Origin of the sequence: Dethiosulfovibrio russensis (assembly GCF_021568855.1) — a bacterium.
Lineage (GTDB): Bacteria > Synergistota > Synergistia > Synergistales > Dethiosulfovibrionaceae > Dethiosulfovibrio > Dethiosulfovibrio russensis.
The window spans coordinates 223,358-246,691 of the sequence record NZ_JAKGUG010000001.1 but is presented as its reverse complement, the minus strand read 5'-3'; the positions used below and the strand labels follow the sequence as shown (position 1 = coordinate 246,691).

The 23,334-nt window shown below is 51.6% G+C and carries 21 protein-coding genes and 2 tRNA genes; 3 read left to right on the top strand and 20 right to left on the bottom strand.

What is annotated here, in order from left to right:
* Positions 1-90 precede the first annotated feature (90 nt).
* The 15 genes from secF to murJ all read right to left on the bottom strand — a co-directional run bounded on the left by secF (position 91) and on the right by murJ (position 17,493).
* Positions 91-969, bottom strand: a complete 879-nt coding sequence (secF, locus tag L2W48_RS01225; protein WP_236097859.1) for a protein translocase subunit SecF — start codon at positions 967-969, stop codon at positions 91-93.
* A gap of 16 nt (positions 970-985) precedes the next feature.
* Positions 986-2,380, bottom strand: coding sequence for a protein translocase subunit SecD (gene secD / locus L2W48_RS01220; RefSeq protein ID WP_236097858.1), 1,395 nt, complete (start codon positions 2,378-2,380; stop codon positions 986-988).
* 93 nt (positions 2,381-2,473) lie between these two features.
* Positions 2,474-2,851: a preprotein translocase subunit YajC gene (yajC, locus tag L2W48_RS01215; RefSeq protein ID WP_236097857.1), complete on the bottom strand. Its 378-nt coding sequence runs from the start codon at positions 2,849-2,851 to the stop codon at positions 2,474-2,476.
* Between the two features lie 72 nt (positions 2,852-2,923).
* Positions 2,924-3,559 carry a redox-sensing transcriptional repressor Rex gene (locus L2W48_RS01210; RefSeq protein WP_236097855.1) on the bottom strand — a complete coding sequence of 212 codons (636 nt, stop codon included), beginning with the start codon at positions 3,557-3,559 and terminating at the stop codon, positions 2,924-2,926.
* Positions 3,560-3,593: 34 nt separating this feature from the next.
* Positions 3,594-4,883, bottom strand: a complete 1,290-nt coding sequence (gene eno / locus L2W48_RS01205; RefSeq protein WP_236097853.1) for a phosphopyruvate hydratase — start codon at positions 4,881-4,883, stop codon at positions 3,594-3,596.
* Between the two features lie 31 nt (positions 4,884-4,914).
* Complete coding sequence (locus L2W48_RS01200; RefSeq protein ID WP_236097852.1) at positions 4,915-5,202, bottom strand: RNA-binding S4 domain-containing protein; 288 nt, start codon at positions 5,200-5,202, stop codon at positions 4,915-4,917.
* A 15-nt stretch (positions 5,203-5,217) separates the two neighbouring features.
* Complete coding sequence (gene rpoD / locus L2W48_RS01195; protein ID WP_236097850.1) at positions 5,218-6,363, bottom strand: RNA polymerase sigma factor RpoD; 1,146 nt, start codon at positions 6,361-6,363, stop codon at positions 5,218-5,220.
* Between the two features lie 26 nt (positions 6,364-6,389).
* Positions 6,390-8,135 (bottom strand): DNA primase, encoded by a 1,746-nt coding sequence (gene dnaG / locus L2W48_RS01190; RefSeq protein ID WP_236097847.1) that lies wholly within the window; start codon positions 8,133-8,135, stop codon positions 6,390-6,392.
* A gap of 109 nt (positions 8,136-8,244) precedes the next feature.
* Positions 8,245-10,203, bottom strand: coding sequence for a sodium-translocating pyrophosphatase (locus L2W48_RS01185; protein WP_005661623.1), 1,959 nt, complete (start codon positions 10,201-10,203; stop codon positions 8,245-8,247).
* Positions 10,204-10,332: 129 nt separating this feature from the next.
* The gene (gene guaA, locus L2W48_RS01180; protein WP_236097845.1) at positions 10,333-11,865 is read right to left on the bottom strand and encodes a glutamine-hydrolyzing GMP synthase; all 1,533 of its coding nucleotides are present in this window, start codon (positions 11,863-11,865) and stop codon (positions 10,333-10,335) included.
* A gap of 158 nt (positions 11,866-12,023) precedes the next feature.
* The gene (groL, locus tag L2W48_RS01175; protein WP_236097843.1) at positions 12,024-13,661 is read right to left on the bottom strand and encodes a chaperonin GroEL; all 1,638 of its coding nucleotides are present in this window, start codon (positions 13,659-13,661) and stop codon (positions 12,024-12,026) included.
* 59 nt (positions 13,662-13,720) lie between these two features.
* Positions 13,721-14,011 carry a co-chaperone GroES gene (gene groES, locus L2W48_RS01170; protein WP_236097841.1) on the bottom strand — a complete coding sequence of 97 codons (291 nt, stop codon included), beginning with the start codon at positions 14,009-14,011 and terminating at the stop codon, positions 13,721-13,723.
* Between the two features lie 181 nt (positions 14,012-14,192).
* On the bottom strand, positions 14,193-15,203 hold the full coding sequence (tsaD, locus tag L2W48_RS01165; RefSeq protein WP_236097839.1) for a tRNA (adenosine(37)-N6)-threonylcarbamoyltransferase complex transferase subunit TsaD: 1,011 nt from the start codon (positions 15,201-15,203) through the stop codon (positions 14,193-14,195).
* A 177-nt stretch (positions 15,204-15,380) separates the two neighbouring features.
* Positions 15,381-15,905 carry a hypothetical protein gene (locus L2W48_RS01160; protein WP_236116490.1) on the bottom strand — a complete coding sequence of 175 codons (525 nt, stop codon included), beginning with the start codon at positions 15,903-15,905 and terminating at the stop codon, positions 15,381-15,383.
* Position 15,906: 1 nt separating this feature from the next.
* Entirely contained in the window at positions 15,907-17,493 is a 1,587-nt protein-coding gene (gene murJ / locus L2W48_RS01155; RefSeq protein ID WP_236097837.1) for a murein biosynthesis integral membrane protein MurJ, read from the bottom strand.
* 39 nt (positions 17,494-17,532) lie between these two features.
* On the opposite strand from murJ, the gene L2W48_RS01150 reads away from it, so the two are divergent.
* Positions 17,533-17,976, top strand: coding sequence for a hydrogenase maturation protease (locus L2W48_RS01150; RefSeq protein ID WP_236097835.1), 444 nt, complete (start codon positions 17,533-17,535; stop codon positions 17,974-17,976).
* A 7-nt stretch (positions 17,977-17,983) separates the two neighbouring features.
* Here L2W48_RS01150 and lptB read toward each other — a convergent pair whose 3' ends face one another.
* From lptB to L2W48_RS01130, 4 genes are all read right to left on the bottom strand, one after another.
* On the bottom strand, positions 17,984-18,721 hold the full coding sequence (lptB, locus tag L2W48_RS01145) for an LPS export ABC transporter ATP-binding protein (RefSeq protein ID WP_236097833.1): 738 nt from the start codon (positions 18,719-18,721) through the stop codon (positions 17,984-17,986).
* Between the two features lie 13 nt (positions 18,722-18,734).
* Positions 18,735-19,475 (bottom strand): LptA/OstA family protein, encoded by a 741-nt coding sequence (locus L2W48_RS01140; protein WP_236097831.1) that lies wholly within the window; start codon positions 19,473-19,475, stop codon positions 18,735-18,737.
* Entirely contained in the window at positions 19,472-19,891 is a 420-nt protein-coding gene (locus L2W48_RS01135; RefSeq protein ID WP_236097823.1) for a hypothetical protein, read from the bottom strand. The genes L2W48_RS01140 and L2W48_RS01135 overlap by 4 nt, the downstream gene beginning before the upstream one ends.
* A gap of 86 nt (positions 19,892-19,977) precedes the next feature.
* Positions 19,978-21,231 (bottom strand): class II fructose-bisphosphate aldolase, encoded by a 1,254-nt coding sequence (locus L2W48_RS01130; RefSeq protein ID WP_236097821.1) that lies wholly within the window; start codon positions 21,229-21,231, stop codon positions 19,978-19,980.
* A 314-nt stretch (positions 21,232-21,545) separates the two neighbouring features.
* Between L2W48_RS01130 and L2W48_RS01125 the strand changes: the two genes are divergently transcribed.
* Together L2W48_RS01125 and L2W48_RS01120 are read left to right on the top strand one after the other, a co-directional pair.
* A tRNA-Gln gene (locus L2W48_RS01125) sits at positions 21,546-21,619 on the top strand.
* Between the two features lie 3 nt (positions 21,620-21,622).
* A tRNA-Glu gene (locus tag L2W48_RS01120) sits at positions 21,623-21,698 on the top strand.
* Positions 21,699-21,753: 55 nt separating this feature from the next.
* Here L2W48_RS01120 and L2W48_RS01115 read toward each other — a convergent pair.
* A complete protein-coding gene (locus tag L2W48_RS01115) occupies positions 21,754-23,310 on the bottom strand; it encodes a Na+/H+ antiporter NhaC family protein (RefSeq protein WP_236097819.1) in 1,557 nt (518 codons plus the stop codon).
* Positions 23,311-23,334 lie beyond the last annotated feature (24 nt).

Here is a 23,334-nt window from a genome sequence, read left to right as displayed (position 1 = left end):
GGAAAAGTCATCGAAAACTCTCCGACGGACATTGTAATAAAAAGAGAGGAGGAGCACCAGGCTTCCTCCTCTCTGAAAAAACTGTCCGAACTAATGTTTGACCGGAGATTTGGTGAACCACTCGTCCAGTATCGAGCTGGCCACGTAGATGGAACTGTAGGTCCCCACTACTATCCCTACCATGAGGGCAAATGAAAAGTTCGACAGGACCGGGCCTCCCCATATGTAGAAGGCCAAAACGGGAAGGAACGTGGTAAGCGAGGTATTTATCGTCCTGGACAAAGTCTGGTTTACCGATACATTGAAAAGGCCGTCGATTCCCCAGCCTCTTAGGTGTTTCCAGTTCTCCCTCACCCTGTCGAGAACCACTATGGTATCGTTCAGGGAATATCCCACGATGGTCAGAATCGCCGCTATAAAGGTGACCGATATCTCTCTTCCCATGAGACTAAATATTCCCAGGGTTATTATAGAATCGTGGAGAAGGGCCAAAACACTGACCACGGCAAAACGAAATTGGAACCGAACAGTGATGTAGATCAATATCCCCACCAGAGCGAGCCCGAGAGCGATGAAAGCCTCTTTGCGGAGCTGACTACCTACCACAGGTCCCACCTTTTCGAATCGAAGGACCTGGACAGAGTCGTATTTAGCCTTGAGAGCATTAAGTACATCTCGTCGAGCGTCCTCTTCGTCGGCCTTCATCCTTATGATGACCCCTTTGTCGCTATAGGCTTGTATAACGGCCTTGTCCTGACCGACCCCGGCCAACACATCTCGAACCTCTCCAACCTCTACGGAAGAGCCGAACTCCAACTGGACCAAATTGCCTCCGGTGAAGTCTATCCCTAGGTTAAGACCTCTGGAAAACAAAGAGCCTAAGCTCACCAACAGTAAAACCATGCTCAAAACCATGGCTTTTTTACGAAAAGCCATAAAATTAAAACGATATTCCGCTGCTTTATTCATATCGACCGGCCTCCCGTTACTTCCTACGAGCCAGAGAAGGTATGCTGTTATGGCTGACCATGACCTGGAGAAGGACACGGGTCACCAAAACCGCGCTGAAGACACTGGCCACTATTCCGAAAGCCAGAGTAAGGGCGAATCCCCTAATAGGTCCACTTCCGAAATAGTAGAGGACCGCTGCCGCTATCAACGTAGTCACGTTGGCATCGAGAATCGTCTTGAAAGCCTTCTTGAACCCCGAATCCAGCGAAGCGAAAGGAGTCTTGCCGTCTCTGTATTCCTCTTTGATACGTTCGAATATCAATATATTGCCATCGACGGCCATTCCTATAGTAAGGATGATACCGGCGATTCCGGGAAGGGTGAGAGTGGCCTTAAAGCTTATCAGCAAAGCGAAGAGGATCAAGATCGTTACCGATAGGGCTATATCGGCGGCGATCCCCAAGATCCTGTAATAGAGCAACATAAACAGGATCACCAGGGCACACCCTATAAGCCCTGCCTTAAGCCCCGAATTGATCGAGTCCGCTCCCAGAGTAGGCCCGACCGAACGGTTCTCAAGTACATCGACAGGAACTGGCAAGGCTCCGGCACGAAGCATAATAGCTAGGTTGCGAGCTTCTTCCGGGGTAAAACGACCGGAGATCTGGGCTGCACCTCCGCTGATCCGCTCCTGAACGACCGGGGCGGAAACCACAGTTCCGTCGAGCACTATGGCTATCTGATTGCCGACGTTCTCGGCTGTCGCCGAGTCAAAGAGCTTTGAGCCATCGTCGTTGAACTCCAGGCTTACGACAGGCCTTCCCAGGTTATCGTAGGTCGCCTTGGCGTCCTTGAGATCTTTCCCTCCGACATACACCGGTCCAAGAAGGTATATACGTCCGGCCTCATCGCTTCCCACTACCGCACCAGACTTGGAGGAAGCCTCCGATCGCAAACGGCTTTCAAGTTCGTCCCTGTCGACCTTTACCTCGTTCCATCTTGAAACGGCGGTCTGGTATTCCTCATCGGAATCGTAGTTCTCCCTCTGAGCTTTAGGAGGCAGAGCGGAGGTAGCCTGAACTACCTGTCTGAACTCCAAAAGGGCGGTTTTACCTATCAGTTCAAGAGCCTGTTCAGGGTTTTCCACACCTGGAAGGTCCACTATCACCCTGTCCTGCCCCTCCCTTTGTATGAGAGGCTCGGATACGCCATATTGGTCGACCCTGTTTCTAAGGACTGCAAGGAGTCTTTCGACGCTGTCGCCGGTCAAGGGGTTCTCGTCGGTACCCTTTGCCTGGAGAACTATATGCGCTCCTCCCTTGAGGTCGAGTCCGAGATGAATCCGCCCTTTTATTGGGAAAACCGACGCCAAGGCGGCGATAACGACGACGGCTACCAACGTGAGCCGCCAACGATCTTTTCTCAGCATAGAACGTCACTACCTCCTCAAAAAAAAAAAATAAAAAAACGAAAAAGGAGTGGATGCGTCAAGGACACCCACTCCGGTCGAAACCGAAGGTTTCTACTTCGCCTCGTCTGAGTCCTCGCCCTTATCCTCCGTGTTATCGTTCTTGGGCTCGGACGTGGTCTCGTCCTTTACCGACTTCTTGGCATCAGGGGTTTCAGTAACCATTTTGCTGGAAACGGACCCCTTAAGGACTCTGACCTTGACGCCGTCGGCTATCTCGAGGATCAGGCTATCGTCCTTTACTTCTCTCACGATGCCGATGAATCCACCGGCTGTCACTACTCGGTCCCCTCTGGTTAGAGATCCTAAAAGTTCATCGTGCTTCTTCTGACGCTTCTTCTGTGGTCTTATGATGAAGAAGTAGAAGATGACGACGAATATCACCAGAGGAAAAAACATCTGCATCGCGCCCGCCTGTCCAGTTTGATTCAACGATACCGCCTCCTATATCTTATATCCCTTGTCCACGACCAGGAATAACTATTCTACCATGGACCGGGAAGTTTATATACTTTCGGTTCCCTCGTGCTTCAGATAAAAGAGCAGTTTCTCCAGCTCTACCGAAATATCGACGGAGTACACTATGAGACCTGGAGGAGCGACTACGGAAGAAGGGGAGAAGTTCAGAACTCCTTTTATCTGTCCTTTCTCCGTACCGGCATCCACGCATCTTTGTGCGGCGTCTTTAGGAACCGTCAGTATGAGTATCTCTATATCCATCTCTTCCAGTTTTTCAGGCATATCGTCGACGTGAAAACATGGCCGTCCGAAAAAAGTCTCTCCTACCTTTTCATCCGAGACGTCGAAAAGCGCTACGATCTCATATTTATCCGACAAAAAGGCCTTATGGTCCAACAGGGCCTCTCCAAGCCTTCCTACTCCGACCAGGCCTACATTCCATTTCCTAGGAGGAGATAGTATATCGGATACGTGTTTCAAAAGTCGATCGACGTTATACCCAACGCCTCGTTTTCCTATTTCTCCGAAGTAAGATAGGTCCTTTCTCACCTGGCTGGCCTTGAAACCCAGCATATCCCCTATTTCCTTGGAGGAGATTACCTGTACCTTGTCTCTGTCCATACGATCCAGAAGTCTACGATACTGGACCAATCGCTCTACCGTAGGTTCCGCGACCTTCATCCGCATCCCTCATCCGCCATCGATGGTGCAACCTTCACCTACGAACCTTAAGCCCTCTTATAGAGGAGGACCCGGCATAAGGGGTGCAACAGCCTATAGCTTCCTCTATACGAAGAAGCTGATTGTACTTGGCGACTCGGTCGGTTCTGGCAGGAGCTCCTGTTTTTATCTGTCCCGCCGACACAGCAACGGATAAGTCGGAGATAAAAGTGTCCGAGGTTTCACCTGAACGATGAGATATAACGGTGGAGAAACCGGCGTTTTTAGCCGTCCTTATGACCTCAAGAGTCTCGGTCAGAGTACCTATCTGGTTGAGTTTTATCAATATGGAGTTTGCGGAGTTCATCTCTATTCCTTTGCTCAGGCGATCTCGATTGGTGACGAAAAGATCGTCTCCCACGATCTGGATCTTATCGCCCAAGGTCTCGGTCATCAGGGCAAAGCCCTCCCAGTCTTCCTCTGCCATTCCGTCCTCTATGGAGACTATGGGGTAATCCCTGCACAGACCTTCATAGTAACCGTTGAGATCCTCGGCGGAAAAGGACTTGCCCTCTCCCTTAAACGAGTATACTCCGTCGGAGAACAGCTCGGAGGCGGCTACGTCTACCGCTATACCTACCTGGTCGCCGGGAGTATATCCGGCCTTCCCTATCGCATCGACCAGTATATCGAACCCTTCTCTGTTGCTTCCCAGGTTAGGTGCGAAGCCTCCCTCGTCTCCCAGTGACGTGGAGTAGCCCTTTTCCTTGAGCATCTTCTTCAAGGTATGGTATATCTCTACGTTCATCCTGAGAGCCTCGGAAAAACTAGATGCGCCGTAAGGCATCACCATGAATTCCTGAATATCCAGGTTATTGTCGGCGTGTGCACCTCCATTGATGACGTTCATCATGGGGGTCGGGAGGGTGAAAGGACCTAACCCACCGATATACCCCCAAAGAGGCATGTCGTAGTAATCGGAAGCGGCTCTAGCTACCGCCAGAGACACTCCCAGGATGGCATTGGCACCGAGATCTCCCTTGTTGGGAGTTCCATCCAGATCGATCATGGAACCGTCTATATAGGACTGTTCCGAGACGTCCATTCCGACGATCTCCGAAGCGATCCTCTCGTTGACGTTCTCGACCGCCTTAAGGACCCCCTTTCCCATATAGCGGCTGCCTCCGTCCCTCAATTCCACCGCCTCGAAGGTTCCAGTAGAAGCTCCCGAGGGAACGGCAGCCCTGCCTATCACGCCACATTCCAGCGCAACCTCCACCTCTATCGTCGGGTTTCCCCTCGAATCGAGAATTTCTCTGCCGTGTATTCCAACTATGGTGCTCATGCGACTACCTCCCAATCCTGCAAGTAAATAACTATCGATCCCAAAGCTTAGTCTCTGGATCCACCCTTTTATCCTCTATCAAGCTGTAAGGCTCGCAGCCCCGTCTCTTCAAGACAGTCTCCTCGTCCACTAAGACCTCCACTACCAGAAGCCTGCGGGGAAAGGCCACCTCAAGGGTGGAACCGACCTTCACGTCCGACGATGGTTTAACTTTCCTACCATCTATCCTCACTGCGCCAGCTTCCACCATCTCCTGGGCTACAGTCCTTCTCTTAACCAATCTGGCAAGTTTTAAAAATTTATCCAATCTGATAGCCATGGGCCCCCCAAAGAATCAAGACATGTAATCTCTCAAAGTAACGCTCCGACTTGGATGACGAAGTTTTCTCAATGCTTTCGCCTCTATCTGACGAATCCTCTCTCTGGTGACTCCGAATCGACGACCGACATCCTCCAGAGTGTAGCATTGACCGTCGTCAAAACCGAATCGAAGTCGGAGAACCTGCTTCTCCCTGTCGGTAAGTCCCTCAAGGACATCGTCCAACTGATCCCTCAGGAACTCCATTGAGGTGGAGTCGTCTGGACTTATCATGTCCTTATCCTCTATAAAGTCTCCCAGCTCGCTGTCGTCTTCCTCCCCTACCGGGGATTCCAAGGATATGGGTTCCTGAGCGACCTTTCTTATCTGGACTACCTTGGCCGGTTCTATACCCATCTCCGCTGCGATTTCCTCGTCGGTGGGCTCTCTTCCCAAGCTCTGAACTAGATTACGAGAGGCTCTCATCACTTTGTTGATGGTCTCCACCATATGGACCGGTATTCTTATGGTCCTAGCCTGGTCCGCTATTGCCCTGGTGATGGCCTGTCGAATCCACCAGGTAGCGTATGTACTAAACTTATATCCTCTAGAATAATCAAACTTCTCTACGGCCCTTATGAGCCCAAGATTACCTTCCTGTATTAGATCCAGAAAGAGCATACCACGGCCCATATATTTCTTAGCGATACTGACTACCAGACGAAGGTTGGCCTCTATCAGCTGAGATTTGGCCTCGTCGTCCCCCATCTCTATCCTCTTAGCCAGTTCCACCTCTTGAGGTTGATTCAACAGAGGGATGGTGCCGATTTCCCGAAGGTACATCCTGACAGGATCTCCCCCGCCCCCTGAGTCGGAGGAGACCGATTCTCCGGAAACACGAGAAGAGGAATCGTCTCCTTTTTTTTCGTCCTCGTCGTCGATCCCTTGGATATCTATCCCCAAGGCTCGGAGATTATCGTATATCTTCTCCAGTAACACCTCGTTCAGGGTCTGAGGGGTCATATGACGTTTGATGTCCTCTTTGGTAACGAATCCTTTGCTCTGCCCCTCGAGAAGGATTTCCTTTATCTTATCGAGGTACTGGTCCAGAACGATCTCGGTATGATCCGCTCCTATATCTAGATCGTCGTTTACTTCCTGCTGGTCAACGATGTGCTTCATACCACAACCACCGTCCTTTTCCACAATCAGGAACCTTTCTGGGATACCAGTTTCTGTCGAAGGTCCTCCATTTCCCTTATTTCCCGGGTCGTAGCCTCCCCTTTGAGCATTTTTACACGAAGTTCATTATACCTCATCTGCCCCTTTTGGCGATAGAGAAGATGACAAAAATGTCGCCATTTCCAGTCGGAATTTTGAGTGAATTCGTCCAGATAGGCTCCTCCTCGGGCTAAAACACGAAGCTGAAAGGTCTCCCCCATCTCGAGCCATCGCTTCTCCAGAGAGGAGGGGGATTCTCCCATCATTATGGAACCGGCCATGAGTTTAAGTCTCGGATCGGAGAGAAGTTCCACGACCTCTCGGGTATCGCATTTTCTACGAAGATCACACTCGCTCCAGAGCAAGGAGATCAGAGCTATCTCAGGCAAAGGAGGCATTTCCTGGCTATCCCTGTCCTCATCCGAAAGGGATGGAGGGATCACTGTATCGACAAAACGGCCGCTCTTCCTGCGTCCGGAACGAACCTTCTCCAATGCATCCAACACCTCGAAATCCCTGATGCCCAACAAAGCGGCTAAAGAGGGAAGATAGGGAGAGACATCGGTCACGTCTATGTGTGAAAGGCCCTCTAGAAGATCGTGAATCGCCGACTTTCTGGTCCTATCATCCTTGATGGCAGGAGATAGCAATTTTATATGATGTTCTATCAGGGGCAAGGCCTTTTCCAGACAACCGTCGAAAGAGGCCTTCCCACCGTCGGACCTCAAAAGATCGTCCGGATCCTGTCCCTCGGGAAGAGCGACGACCTTTACAGATAATCCTGCTTTCTGAAGGACGTACATACCCCTTATTGCCGCAGCCTGTCCCGCCTGATCTGCATCGTAACAGATGAAGACCTCATCGGCCAATCGTTTTAATATGGTCGCCTGATCTTCCGTCAAAGCAGTACCTAAGGTCGCTACCGTCTGAGAATAGCCCTCCATGTGAAGTCGCAAGGCATCCATATATCCCTCGACTATTATCGAGTGCCCGCCGTTTCTTATAGCCCCCTTAGCCTTGTCTATCAGATAAAGGGTTCTCCTTTTGCTGTAGATCTCGGTCTCAGGGCTATTGAGATACTTTGCTCCGTCGCCATCGACGATACGTCCACCAAAAGCAACTAAGCGACCGGTGATATCCCTGATCGGAAAGATGACCCTACCTCGGAATCTATCGTAAGGACCTCGATCTCCTCTGAGGACGAGTCCACACCTCTCCGCGTCCTTCAAGGATATCCCTTTTTCCTTGATATATTGGACCATAAAAGACCAAGAGGGGGGGGACCATCCCAACTCGAATGACGACCGGACCTGGGGAGGGATCATCCTACGATCCAGATACCCTCGAGGGACACTCCCCTGATCCCCATCCATACATTTTCTGAAAAGGGAACAAGCCTCCTCCATTATGTCGAAAAGAGTTTTTTTACCGGATCCGTCGCTTCGTCGATATGACTCGATCTCTATACCTGCTCTGCGAGCCAGAAGGGAGAGAGCTTCAGAAAAAGAAAGCCCCTCTTTTTCCATGACAAAACTGAAAATGTCTCCCCCCTTCCCGCATCCGAAACAATGCCAAGACTGTCTCTCCTGGGATACGTAGAAAGAAGGAGTTTTTTCTTCATGAAAAGGGCAGAGACCTTTGTAGTTTCTCCCGCTCCTGGTCAGTTTTACGTAATCTCCGACGATATCCACTACATCTAGTCTGGATTTTATTCTATCCACGTCATCGCCCACTGCCTCACCCCCTCGAAAGATAAGTCTATCAAAAAGCGGGGAGAGCATATGCTCTCCCCGCTTTAGATGGTAAAACGGATATCCGATTCGTAGGCTTAAATATCTCCTGCTACAGGAAGAGAGGGGCCATAACAACGGCCACGACGGACATCAACTTGATGAGAATGTTGAGACTCGGACCGGAGGTATCCTTAAAGGGATCTCCGACGGTGTCTCCGACCACGGCGGCGGCGTGTTGCTCGGTGCCCTTGCCTCCGTGATGTCCCTCCTCGATATACTTTTTGGCGTTATCCCAGGCTCCTCCGGAATTCGACATGAATATAGCCAACATTACACCTGTAACTATGGCTCCTCCTAAAAGTCCACCGAGCGCCTCGGGACCGAGGAAGATACCGACCAAAACGGGGCATACTATGGCCAAAAGACCGGGCAAGACCATTTCCTTGAGAGCCGCACCGGTAGAAATCTCGACGCACTTTTCGTATTCCGGACGGGCCGTTCCCTCCATGATGCCGGGAATCTCCCTGAACTGACGTCTGACCTCGTCTATCATTTTCTCTGCAGCTCTTCCTACAGCCTGTATGGTTAGGGCACTGAAGAGGAAGGGAAGCATTCCACCGAGAAAGAGTCCGGCCATGACGGTCGGGTTGCTGAGGTCGATAGCTTGGAGGTTCACCGCTGCAGCATAGGCGGCGAACAGGGACAGAGCAGTAAGAGCGGCTGAACCTATAGCCAATCCCTTGCCCATAGCGGCAGTGGTATTGCCGACGGCGTCAAGTTTATCGGTTATCTTCCTGACCTCAGGAGGAAGCTTACTCATCTCGGCGATACCGCCGGCGTTGTCGGCGATGGGACCATAGGCATCTACGCTTAGGGTCATACCGGTGATGGAGAGCATCCCAACGGCGGAACAGGCTATGCCGAAAAGGCCGCCGAACTTATAGCTGACCAGAGTGGCCACACATATCATTATAACGGGGACTACAGTGGATATCATTCCCACCGCGATCCCGGAAAGGATCGTCGTGGCAGCACCCGTCTCGGTAGCCTGGGCTATCTGTTTCACCGGCTTATAGTCTGCCGAGGTGTATATCTCGGTAACCCAGCCTATAAGGACACCGACCAGGATCCCGGAGAGGACGCTCCAGAAAAGGGCGATATCGTCCATCATGAACTTGGTGGCCAGGAAAGCTCCCACCATCATCAAAGCCCCGGTAAGAAAGGTTCCCTTTCTGAGAGCGGCCTGTGCGTTGCCTCCCTCTTTGACCTTAACGACTACGGTACCGAGGATCGACGAAATTATCCCTATACCGGCCAGCACCAGAGGGTATGCGACACCGACGCCTCCGGCAACTATGACCCCTATAGCCATGGCGGCTATTATGGAGTTCACGTAAGACTCGAAAAGGTCGGCTCCCATGCCGGCGATATCTCCGACGTTGTCTCCGACGTTATCGGCGATGGTGGCAGGATTTCGGGGATCGTCTTCGGGGATCCCCGCCTCGACCTTGCCGACCAAGTCTGCTCCGACGTCGGCAGCCTTGGTGTAGATTCCTCCACCGACACGGGCAAACAAGGCGATGGAACTGGCACCGAATCCGAAACCGGTTATGACGCTGGGATCACGATACAGGAAATAGCAAACCAGTATTCCCAATACACCGAGCCCGACAACCGCCATGCCCATTACACTGCCGCCTTTGAAAGCCACGTTGAGAGCGGGGTTCATCCCTCTTGTGGCAGCATAGGCGGTCTTCCCGTTGGACTTGGTCGCGACGTTCATGCCGATGTATCCGGCAACGGCGCTGCACATGGCTCCGAGCACGAAAGCCAGAGCTGTGGGCAATCCGAGCTTCCAGGTTAAAAGCACGGCAACCAAGATCACGAAGGGGAAAAGCCAACGATATTCTCTGTTCAAAAAAGCCATGGCACCGCGATGGATGATGCTGGAAAGCTCCTCCACCCTCTCGTTATCGACCCTGAAACCACTGACCTTGCGATAAGCCATCATCGCATAGATCAGGGCCAGAATCCCGGAAAAACCGACAAGCAAAAACACTTGACCCATAAAACAGACCTCCTCTGTGTTCGATACAACACACCGTTAACGAGGTCCCCCATAGGAGGATCACCTCGTCAAAGCTCCAACATTATAGTAAAGGGACAGGATAAAAACAAGCAAAGGTCCGGCCCGAAACTACTCCCATTCTATGGTTGCAGGCGGTTTGCTCGTTACGTCGTAAACTACCCTGTTTACTCCGGAGACCTCGTTACATATCCTGGTGGAGACCCTGTCGAGAACCTCCATTGGAAAACGAAACCATTCCGCGGTCATTCCATCCGAGGAGGTTATAGCTCGAAGGGCCAAAACCCTGGCATAAGTCCTGTCGTCGCCCATAACCCCTACGGTATAGACCGGAAGTAACACCGCGAAAGCCTGCCATATACTATCGTACAGACCGGCCCTTTTTATCTCGTCGATATATATTCGATCGGCCTTCCTAAGGACGTCCAGCTTTTCCTTGGTAATATCTCCAAGACAACGAACGGCCAGGCCTGGACCGGGGAAGGGATGACGGTTGACTATATCCTGAGGTACCTTGAGTATCCTTCCGATAGCCCTTACCTCGTCCTTGAAGAGATCTCTGAGTGGCTCGAGGACCTTCAGATCCATGTCCTCGGGAAGACCTCCAACGTTATGATGACTCTTTATGACCGCTGCGTTCTTCCCCTGATGGCCACTTTCTATGACGTCCGGATAGAGGGTTCCCTGCAAAAGCCACTTGGCGTCGGATATCTTCGCCGACTCGGCCTCAAAAACTCTCACGAAGAGTTCACCGATGATTTTACGTTTTCTCTCCGGGTCGGTAACACCTTCCAATGCGGTCAGGAAGCGTTCCGACGCATCCACGTGAACTACGTTTAAGTCCATTGCCTCGTAGCTCTCCAACACCTCCACCGCTTCTTTGTCCCTGAGCATCCCGGTGTCCACGAAGATACACTTAAGCCTGTCCCCAATAGCCTTGGACACTAAAGCGGCGGCCACAGAGGAATCCACGCCTCCGGAGAGACCGCAGATAACCCGGTCTTCGCCGACTTTAGATCTGATGGAGGCCACGGAACTCTCCACCCAGTCTCCCAGGTCCCAGTCTCCACTACAGCCACATACCTTAAACAAAAAGTTAGAAAGCATGATCGTTCCATGTTCCGTATGGGCAACCTCGGGATGGTACTGAAACGCCACCAATCGCTCGTCGGAACTGCGAAAACCGGCGACAACGCCGTCGTCAGTCTTGGCAGTCAAGACCATGTTATCGGGGATGGCCTCAACGTCGTCGCCGTGACTCATCCAGACCTGGGTCCTGGAGGGAACTCCATCGTAGACTGTTGCCTTCTCATCCACTATGGTGACGTGAGCTCGACCGTATTCCCTGCTTGTGGACGACCGCACCCTTCCTCCCATTGCCTTACAGATGTACTGCATCCCATAACAGAGTCCCATCACAGGGACCGACATATTCAGTATGGCAGAATCTATCCAGGGAGCGCCTTCCTCCAACACGCTTCTAGGACCTCCGGATATAACTACACCCATGGGAGATCTGGCCTCTATCTCCTCCAAAGTGGAGTCCCACGGCATTATCTCGCTGTGTACTTTCAATTCCCTGATGCGCCTGGCTATCAGCTGGGTAAACTGAGAGCCGCAGTCCAAAATCACGATATTTTCCATGATCTCAAAGTTCCTCCCCCGTTTAAATGCGAACCTTCCCGTCGCTCCGTTCATGATACCAGAAAGGGAGGCCTTGGTGATCTTTCAAGCGATAAAATCGAAAAAAGGAACCCCCGGTGAAAAACCGGGGGTTCCGGAAAGGTCCTCTAGGACAGAATCTAGTACATACCGCCCATTCCGCCGGGCATACCGCCCATTCCGGCAGCAGGATCGCTCTTCTCCTCGGGCTTGTCGGCCACAAGAGCCTCGGTGGTCAGGACCATCTTAGACACGGAAGCCGCGTTCTCCAAGGCACTCCTGGTAACCTTGACGGGATCGATAATCCCCTCTTTGATCATATTGACGTAATCTCCAGTGGCAGCGTTAAGCCCAAAACCATCCTCCAGGCCTCTTACCTTCTCTACCACAACGTCGCCCTGAAGGCCGGCATTGGTGGCGATAAGGTGGAGAGGCGATGAGAGGGACTTGAGAACCAGGCTAGCGCCGGTCTTTACGTCTCCATTGAGCTTCTCTATCTCCTTGGCCAAGCCATCGATGCAGCTGACCAGGGCGACACCGCCTCCGGCAACGATACCTTCCTCAACGGCAGCTCTCGTAGCGGCCAGAGCGTCGTCGATCCTGAGCTTCAGCTCTTTCTGCTCAGTCTCGGTAGCGGAGCCGACCTGTATCACAGCGACTCCTCCAACTATCTTGGCAAGACGCTCCTGGAGCTTCTCCTTGTCGTAATCGGAGGTTGAGTCCTCAAGCTCCTTGCGAATCTGAGCGGCCCTCTTGCGAATATCCTCGGGGTTACCGGCACCCTCGACTATGGTGGTCTCCTCTTTGGTAACCCGGATCTTCTTGGCCTTACCGAGCTTGGAGAGTTCCACGTTCTCCAGCTTCTCTCCCAGATCGGAGGTGATGACCTCTCCGCCGGTCACTATGGCAATATCCTGAAGCATAGCTTTACGACGCTCGCCGAAGCCGGGTGCCTTGACCGCAGCAACCTGCATGGTACCACGCAACTTGTTGACGACCAGGGTCGCCAGAGCCTCTCCCTCGATATCCTCGGCGATTATGAGAAGAGGTTTTCCGGTCTGAACGACCTTCTCCAATATGGGAAGAACGTCCTTGATGTTGCTGATCTTGCCATCGTATATCAGGATATAGGCGTCCTCATGGGCAGCCTCCATACGCTCGGGATCGGTGACCATATAGGGACTGATATAGCCCTTGTCAAACTGGAGCCCCTCCACGGTCTCAAGGGTGGTTCCCATGGTCTGACTGTCCTCTACGGTAATGACCCCGTCCTCGCCGACTTTCTCCATCGCCTCGGCGATCAGCTTGCCGACCACCTCGTCATTGGCGGAGATGGAGGCTACCTGACTGATCTCCGACTTACCCTTAACCTGTATGGATTTCTTCTTCAGGTCTTCGGTTATGAAACTGACGGCTTTCTCGATACCGGTGCGGAGGAACATCCCGTTAGCACCGGCTGCGACGTTCTTCATCCCCTCGTGGATTATCTCCCTGGCGAGAACAGTAGCCGTGGTGGTGCCATCTCCGGCCACATCGTTGGTCTTGGAAGCGACCTCCTTGACCAGCTGAGCGCCCATGTTCTCGTAGGGATCGTCCAGCTCTATCTCCTTGGCTATGGTGACACCATCGTTGGTGATCGTCGGAGAGCCAAATTTCTTCTCCAACACCACGTTACGTCCCTTTGGTCCAAGGGTAACACCTACGGTATCAGCGACTTTATCGATCCCGCGCTCCATTGCGCGACGAGCTTCCTCACCAAAAGCGAGAATTTTTGCCATATTTGTCGAACCTCCCGTTCTTTCTATCGGTAAATTAAAAGGCTAACGATCTTAAACGTCTACTTCTCTATAACGGCGAGAACGTCTCTCTCGCTGAAGATCACGTATTCGTCTCCATCGATCTTTACCTCCGTACCGGCATACTTACTGAAGATGATCCTGTCGCCGACCTTAAGCTCAAGGGGGAGCTTCTGACCGTTCTCCAGAACTTTTCCGGAACCTACGGCCATTACCTCGCCTTCCTGAGGCTTCTCCTTGGCAGTGTCGGGCAAGAAGAGTCCACCTTTTGTCTTTTCTTCACTGGTAACTACCTTGACTACGATACGATCCGCAAGGGGTTTGAGATTCACGCTAAATACCTCCCTCAAAATTTCTTTGGTGATATTAGCACTCAAACCTTGTGAGTGCTAACCGACGCTGTTGATAATACAGGCAGCCCCTTTAAATCTCAAGAGAGACTAGAGGCATCGTGACACAAATAATCGGCATTATAACTTAAAATCGCCGTTTTTCTTCCATAATCACATTTGGTCAAACTCCATCCATAATGCTCCACGATGGAGAAGGCGACAAGTCCAAGCCGCTTCTACGTCCTCTCATCCAACCGTGGTATCCCGCCGCACCTATCATGACGGCATTGTCGGTACAATAGAACAAATCTGGGACATACCCCTTCCAGTCTCCGCGATCGAGAACCATTCCCCTGAGATAGCTGTTGGCGGCGACACCTCCGGATAACACCACCTTTTCAACCCCGGTCTTTTGGACAGCCAGATCCAGTTTACATATCAGCGCCTCTACGGCAGCTCTCTGAAAGGAGGCGCAGATGTCCTTCACTGGAAGAGAGGTACCTTCTCTCTTTATGCGTTCTATCTGCCAGAGTACGGCTGTCTTCAAGCCACTGAAACTGAAGGATATCTCATCCGATTTTTTCAAGGGAACGGGAAAGTCGAATGCCTGGGGATCTCCGTCCTTCGCCAGTTCGTCCACGATAGGTCCTCCCGGATACGCGAGGCCCAGAAGTTTAGCCACCTTATCGTACGCTTCTCCTGCGGCATCGTCTTTGGTTCCCCCCAGTATCCTGTAAGACCCCAGGTTCTCCACGAGGACAACTTCGGTGTGCCCGCCGGAGACTATCATCGCTATAAAAGGAGGATCGAGGTCGGGATGATTCACCACATTGGCGAACACGTGTCCCTCCAGATGGTTTACCCCTAGGATCGGTTTTTTCCAGGCCTGGGCCAATCCCTTGGCAGTCATGACACCTACCAGCAAGGATCCCATCAGTCCCGGTCCAGCGGTCACTGCTATGAGGCCCAGATCCGACGGTTTTGCATCGGCTTCAGCTAAAGCCCTGTCCACCAAGGGAAGAGTCGCCTCCAGGTGCATCCTGGAGGCGTATTCCGGGACAACTCCCCCAAAGGGAGCATGGCTCTCCACCTGAGAGGACATCGTGGAGGACAGTACGTTTCTCTGGCCTTCAAGTATGGCCACGGCGGTATCGTCGCAACTGCTTTCTATGGCCAATGTCAGGAACCCCATAAACTCAACTCCCACAGCCGCTGCAACAACTGCAGTTACCGCTGCAACTTTTCGAATTGAACCTTTCTCCGCTGACGTGAATCAAGACATTGCTGCCACAAAAAGGACATCTAAGCTCTCTTTTTTCGCTTTTGAATTCCTTTTCGCAGGCCGCGCATTTAAAGACGTGCACTAACCTCACCTCCTCGGGACGATCCAATCGGTCGTCCATTCAGCGTAAGCCATCTCCAGAGAACGCCCCGGCTTCATAAAAGATCTGGGGACGGAAAACGCCAACGTCGCTACCGTACCGGAAGACAGGGGACCTACGTTTATCATGTCCTTCCTGGACACGATATCGCCCATTTTTAATTTGTATCCTCCTATCTTTATATCGGTCGGGTCGAATTCCCAGTTTTTTATCGCCTCGTATCTTAACAGGAAGAACTCTCTTTTCCCTTTTCTTGCTACCGATTCATACTGGAGGTTCCATATCAGCCACTCAGGCAAACTCCCTCTATCCACTCTAGCAGCATCACAGATTTTTCTATCCATAAACAGGAAGGTCAACTTCCCTTTTGCTCCTAATACCATGTCGCCCATAATCTGACCTTCGACCCACACAACCGAGGAGCGGTCGGCCTCCAAATCCTCAAAAGATCCTCCCCAACAGGGGACACCGACGACAAAAAGCACCGACACGGCAAGCGAGAAGATAAACATTTTACCTATTCGATTCATCACGTCTTTTTATATCCTTTCTCTTTCTGGAGACAACGGCCTCCTTTATCCAACGAAGTTCACCGGACCCCATAACGGCGGCTCCTCCGATGTAGGAAGCCCCTCCTAAAATCGCAGCAAAGAGGATCCATAGGGACCTCCAGGCCATCAAACCATCTTGAGGATAGGGATACAAAGTGGAGAGACCGTACAGGGCTACGGCTAAAGCCGACAAAGCGACCAGGTTCTTCCCGATCCACGACATGTCGAAAAGACCTATTCTATGTGTCGTTTTCCTACCGAGAAGAGAAAGCCCAACAAACGAGGAAAGGGTAAAGGCGATCGAGGTAGCCAAAGCCAGCCCGCTGAATCCCATAGGGCGCAGGAGCAGGACACTGAGAACCAGGTTAGAGACGACGCTGGAAACGGTCACAGCAACGGCCGCCTTTGGAAGCCCCTTAGCGTAAAGAGCTCTCATAACTACGGTAGAACAGGCCATTCCCGGAAGTCCCAAAGCGTACATAGACATGGCCAAAGAAGTGGCGTTCCACGCCCATTCGTCGAAAGCCCCCCTATAGAAAAGAACATGTATCACCGGGCTAGAGACCATACAGGCCGCCACCGTTATCGGCAGTATGGCGAAAAGAGCGAACCTGACCGAATCTCGAACGGTCTCAGAGAATACCCTGTCTCCCTCCAACATACACCGCGAGAGTTCTGGGAGCACCGCCTGGGATATGGCTATCACGACAAGCCCGAGAGGAAGCTGTATCACTCTGTTGGCGTAGTTAAGGACCGATATTGCTCCATCTTGGAGAAAGGACCCTAACACCCTGCTGATAATCGGGTTTATCTGATTCAGAGAGAGGCCCGCCGCATAGGGGAGGAAGAGCAACATCATCCTTTTGAGCTCGGGATCTCCTTTTTTAGGTATCGCAGGAAGCAGGGACACTCCTTCCCTCGAAACCGCCAGAAGCTGTACCCCCATCTGCAATACCCCTCCTAGAAGGACCGCCCAGACCAGACAGGATACGCCGCTTCTTGACGCAAACAGGAGCACGATCGTAATATATGCTACGTTGGCCATGGCGGGAGCCACGGCAGGCACGAAAAACCTGCCCATGCTGTTTAAAACTCCCATGGCAAGTGCGGCCATGGACACCATCATAAGATAGGGGAACATCCACCTGGTCAGGGACACCGCCAAATTGGCCTTTTCGACGTCGAATCCCGGAGCCATCAAGGAAACCAACAGTGGAGACATCAGATAACCCAAGACGACTACCGCGGCACACAAAAAAAGCAACACCGATGAGGCCTGTCTGGCCAGGTTTTCGGCCCTTCCACGTCCGTCCTTCTCGAGGACCTGGGTGAAAACCGGAACGAACGCCGCGGAGAGAGCCCCTTCAGCCAGAAGCTGCCTTGCCAGATTAGCAAGGGTGTAGGCTATATAGAAAGCGTCGAGAGAACGAGAGGCCCCGAAGAGGGCCGCGGTTATGATCTCTCTAGCCAGTCCAAGTATGCGACTAGCGAAGGTTCCTAGCATCATTGTAAGAGCGTTTCTGACCATACGAGAGAGAATTACAGACACAGAGTTTCCTCCAGTTCAAGATAGATCGAGGTGCATGAGATGAACAAAACGATGATATGGGGTCTGGGAAACGAGCTCTACGGAGACGACGCGGTAGGGGTAATAATATCGGACAGACTAAAGGTGACACCTCCTGCCGACACGGTGGTTTACACGTGTTATACCGTTCCCGGAAATTACGTATACGCCATAAAGAAAGAGAGCCCAGAAAGGCTGATCCTGGTGGACGCCTCCGACATGGGGCTCATGCCAGGAGATTTCAGGCGTTTTTCAATAGAACGGATATCGGATGTCTCTTTCACAAATCACGACATGCCCTTAAATTTGATGTTGAATCAGTTCGATCTGGAAACGTTCGTAATCGGAATACAGCCAGATAGAGTCGTTCTGGGAGCTCCCCTCAGCGTCAAGGTGGCCTCTGCAGCAGAAAAGGTAGAGAGAATCCTTAGAAGAGGGAGGGCCTACGAAATAGCTCCTCTTTGATTAAAAATCACCAGGTAAACCTCTCCCCAAGATAGAACTTCCTGGCTACCTCGCTTCTGGCTACCTCGTCGGGATTGCCCTCTATGACTATCTCTCCTCTATGGATGAGATAGGTTTTATCGGTTATGGCCAGGGTATCCCTGACGTTGTGATCGGTTATCATTATCCCATAGCCTTTTTCCCTGAGCCCTAGAATTATCTGTTGTATATCGTAGACCGCTATCGGATCGATCCCGCTGAAGGGCTCGTCCAAGAAGATGAAATCCGGCATTATAGCCAGACAGCGAGCTATTTCAAGCCGTCGTCGCTCTCCACCGCTCAAGGCATATCCCGACACGTCCACCAGTCTCTGAAGCCCCAGATCTTCTATCAGACGATCTGCGATCTCCCGTCTCTCCGCTTTAGCGATGTGCCTCTCCTCCAACACGAGGTCTAAATTTTCTCTAACAGTCAGACTTCGAAATACCGAGCTCTCCTGAGGCAGATAGCCTATTCCTATACGGGCTCTCCTGTAGACAGGAAGGCCGGTTATCTCCCTGTCTCCCAGTAGAACACGACCTCTGTCGGGTCTTATCAACCCCACTATCATGTAAAAACTGGTGGTCTTTCCCGCTCCGTTAGGCCCCAAGAGACCGGTGATCTTCCCCATAGGAATTTTCAGATCGACCCCTGAGACCACGGTCCGTTTTCTGTAACTCTTCGTCAGACCCTCTGCAGAAAGGGTCACTCCGTTTCGGGATGTCATAGTTAGCACGACCTCATTCCACGTCGAAGGTTATCTTGGGGTTCCCCTTCGCCTCTATCTTGCTTGTGGTCGGATAAAAGACCACGTTTTTGGCGGTTATCTTTCTACCCCTCTGAACCGCCACCGCTCCTCCGCTCATAACGATGGAACCTCTGTCTTTGGAGTATAGTGCCTTACCACCGGAGATTTTAGTCACAGTCCCGTCTTTTGCGTGTTTTATCTCCATTTTTACGGACCCTTCGGCCTCGAACTCTCGAAGCAGACCTTCGACAATCGCTCCTTTCACCCTATCACAGGACAGGGAAAGGCCTTCGTCGTCGTCCTTAAAACGAGAGACCTTAGTCGCTATAAAACGATCTCCGATCATCTCAACGTCGTAACATTTCAAAGAACGGCTTCCGAAACGACCTTCGACGGATCCGACCATGGATATTTTCTCCGGCTTAGAGAAGGACGCGCTAAGTTCCTGACAGTGAAACGAAAGGCTCTCTCCGCTCCAGGTTCCCTCGGCCCTGACGTTCTGCCACATCCTGGCGGTATTTTCCCTGTAGCTGCCCTCGCAACGGTCGGAGATAACCTTGAGATCCTCCCTTATCAACGTGACGTTTCCCACTCCGACCAAAAGCCCCGTAGCTGTGTCAAAGGTCATGTTGTCCGCTGTAAGCTTCACCTCAGCAAGAGTAGTGGAAGGAAGGGGAAACACCGAAAATAGAGAAAACAATAGCACCGCCAGAACCGTTTTGGATAGCCTCATCTACGACCGCCCTCGTCGGAATCAACAGGGACCCACCCCATCGAACCGATCCTATCAACCGCGTCTTCCACCTGATAACGAGAGTAAAAGCCCCTGTCGACGATTTTCTTCGTCGCCCGTAGTATTATCTCCTCCCCGTACCATCTGCTTATAGAATCCTCTACCAGGGCTTCTTTCGCAGCCCCTCCTCCACGAATTCTACAGTAGACTACGAACGGAGTTCTCCCTCCAGAAGGCACCCTATTGCGTCTGATATAGCTGGACGTCAGTTTTCTACTATCGACCACGACAGGATCTATGACCAGACGGGCTTCTTCCATATCGTCAAGTAGATGGCTTATCCTCTCATAGTTGGCTATCTCCACTGACAGAACATCCAGAAAGTGATCCTCCAAGCGAATAGATCTATCCTGCATTTTCCAAGCCCCCTTTAAAATCGAACATCGGCCTTGAAATTATATAGTAAAGGCCTCCATAATAGGAGGCCTCTGGGTAAAATGTTCTAGTCGGAGTAGTCCTCGCCGTCTTTCTTAGCTGCGTTGGGAGCTTTGTCCGCACCGAAATCCCCTCGAGAGGCTTGGACCTTAGTATCGGGGAACGGATTCCAGTTTTCCCTGGAAGACATCCTTTCCTTGACTATCTCGGCGGTCCCCTCCGCGTTGAAGGCCTTTATGAACCTCTCGGCCCACCATTGGGTCTCCTCGACTATCATATCGACACGCTCCGAAGGAAGAGACGCTATCCGCTCCCAGAAAGGAAGATTGGCTTTTTTATAGTTCCCGTCCTTACGACTGTAACCCTGACCGTCGCACCAAGAGACCAGATCTTTCCATAGATCCATCGGTATCCCTCGATCCGGCTCTTTCACATAGCTATCCCCTTCTATTACGGCGTTACCGGTCTCCTGATCCATCTTGATTCCGAACAGCACGTTTTGGAATAAAGTGGCCACGTTACCCTTGTTTATGCCATATTTTGAGAATTCAGCACACTTGTCTATGGCAGTACCGGATATGCCGTGTTGAGCTATGGATACACCGTAGGGGGCTATGGCTTCGGCGATTTCCTTCGTCCTCTTGAGATCGATCCCCTCCGCCTGCCCCTTCGAGGCATCGTAGGTACCGTGTAAACTCCCGTTTGAGATGGCCAAAAGATCGGGGAAGACGCTCCAGGAATTCAATCCGCCCACGAAGTAAAGAGCCTCCTCTACCGTTGAAAGTTCCCCCGCTCCTTTTATCTCGCCTACCTCGACCTCCAGACCAAAATAAGGAGGCACGTGCATGGCGACATCTCTAGTAGCACAGAGATTCTCCCAATCGGGAAGATGGGAGGCGTCTATGGCGACTGAGGTCCAACCGTTTTTGACTATCCTGCCTAGGTCGGAGACCGCCTTAATAACGTCGTCGTAGCCTTTTATGCCGTAGTGGTCCACATGAAGGGCAAAGACCGCTCCGTGACCGATCTCAGATGAGTACCGAACGGCAGCCTCCGGCAGACTATCGAAGTTACTTCCACAATAGTTGGTCTCCGATTTCGCTATTTCTATCACGACCGCGGCATCGAGTTTTTTTGCTGCCTTCAGAATCCCTTTTACCGTAAGGGGATGTCTAGCGTTCGCGGCCAAAGCGATTGCTCCTTTATGCTTCATAGCGCCGAAGACATCTCGCCCGCTGACCAATGCCACGTCCTCGGAACCCCATCTAGCTCTGACGTTTAGAGGACGTCTGTCGAGATACGAGCTCTCTTTGGATACCATAACACTATCACTCCTCAAGATAATACGATAACGTCTAGGTGGCACCTCTAAGACCTCTCTCCTCCGTGAGATCCTCCCATACGGGCTCCATCGGGACAACAACCTCACGGAGAACTCGCGTTTTTAGAGGTACGCTAAAATAGACGTTCCAAATACTTCGTTCCTCTTTTGCCATTATAGCCATACAGCCGGTTTCGTAAAAGAGGAGAAGTACGTCCAAAAAAGGGACTATTTCGATATTTATTCCGGGGTTGCGAACATCCAACCTCCATGGTATTATACCTTTCGCACCGGGCTGAAGCTCGGTCGACCATTGGGGAATCGTCCAACGGCAGGACGCCTGACTCTGGATCAGGTAATCGGGGTTCGAATCCCTGTTCCCCAGCCAAATGGTCCCTTCGTCTAGTGGTCTAGGACGCCGGGTTCTCAGCCCGGTAACAGGGGTTCGAACCCCCTAGGGACTGCCAAAAATTAAAGGCCTTCCATAAAAATGGAGGGCCTTTTTTGTTTTAGATCGTTCTCCTAAGATTCACTCACCTTCAAACCTCTCAAGTACCCCACGTGAAGGAGTTTCTGCAGCAACAATAGCAAAACCATGCCCATAGGTATTAAAATCGCAGGAGAGATCCTGAAAGCCCCGTACAAAATGTACATGGACAACACCACCACCGCTACGGTAATGGCGTAGGGTAACTGGGTGGCTACGTGATCTATATGATCGGCCCCGGAAAAGATAGAGGACATCACGGTTGTATCGGATATAGGTGAACAGTGATCTCCAAATATAGCACCAGACAGAACCACACCGGCAATGGCGGACGATGTCGAGGGATCCCCCGTTATGTTGTAAGCGAGGGGAATAGCCAAGGGAGTCATGATGGCCATGGTTCCCCAAGATGTCCCGGTAGCAAAAGCTATCAATATGGAAAGCAAGAAGATAATCACTGGAAGCATCACGAAAGGTAAATCCGTACCGATTTTTTCTATTATGAATTGAGCCAACCCCATCTCCTTCGTTATCGCACCAAGGGACCATGCCATCACCAATATGGAGGCGGTCAAGACCATCAGTTTAAAACCATCTACGAAGGTATCCATCGCGTCCTTGAAGTCCATTATCCTCGTCATTAGAGCCAGTGTTACCCCCGTCGCCGCCATAGCAAAGGCCCCCCAAAGCAAAGCTATCGACGCATCCGAATTCTCCAAGACCCCCATAAGAGAGGTTCCGCTCCTTCCGGTCCAGTAAAGCCCCGCTAGAATAACCACGAAAGCCGCTAAAAGGGGCAGTACGAATGTTATAACCATCGGGTTGGTCTTTATAGGTTCTCCCAGCTCAGACCCTACGTCCAACATCGGTACGGCTCCATCCCGGTTGAACTTACCCGTAGAGATAGCCCTCATCTCTGCCTTTAACATCGGTCCATAGTCCTTGCCCGTATACATAAGAACTCCAACGAAAAACAACGTAAATATGGAATAGAGGTTAAACGGAATAGTCTTAACGTAAGCCTCCACCGGTTTTATGGTAGTTATTCCGGCGATATCCAATCCCTGTTGAATCATCCCTATCTGATAGGCAACCCAATCGGAGATGAACAGAGCGGCGGCCGGAGCAGCTGTGGAATCTAGAACGTATGAAAATTTCTCGGAAGAGACCCTGTACTCTTTACAGATATCCCTGAAGACGTTGCCATCGACGGCGGCGACCAGACAATCGTTGATGGATGTGCCCATTCCCAAAAGCCAGGTACCGAGACAGACCGATCTTCTGGTCTTTATCCTCTTCTTGGCCTGATCCGCCAACGCAAAGCTGCCTCCCAGCCTCCATATGAAGGATATCCCTACTCCCATGAAAAAAGTAAAAAGCAGCAATCTCGCGTTCCATGGATCCACCACGTTATCGACGATCGTCTCAAGAGAGTATCCGATACCTGCAAGAACATTACCGTGCGATACTATAACCGCTCCGGTAAAAAGCCCGGCAAAAAGCGACGGAAGGACCATCTTGGTCCTGAAACACAGTATTATGGCGACCAAAGGCGGCAATACCGCCCATAATCCGTATCCGACAGATTCCATTCTTAAATACCTCCCAACCAAGTT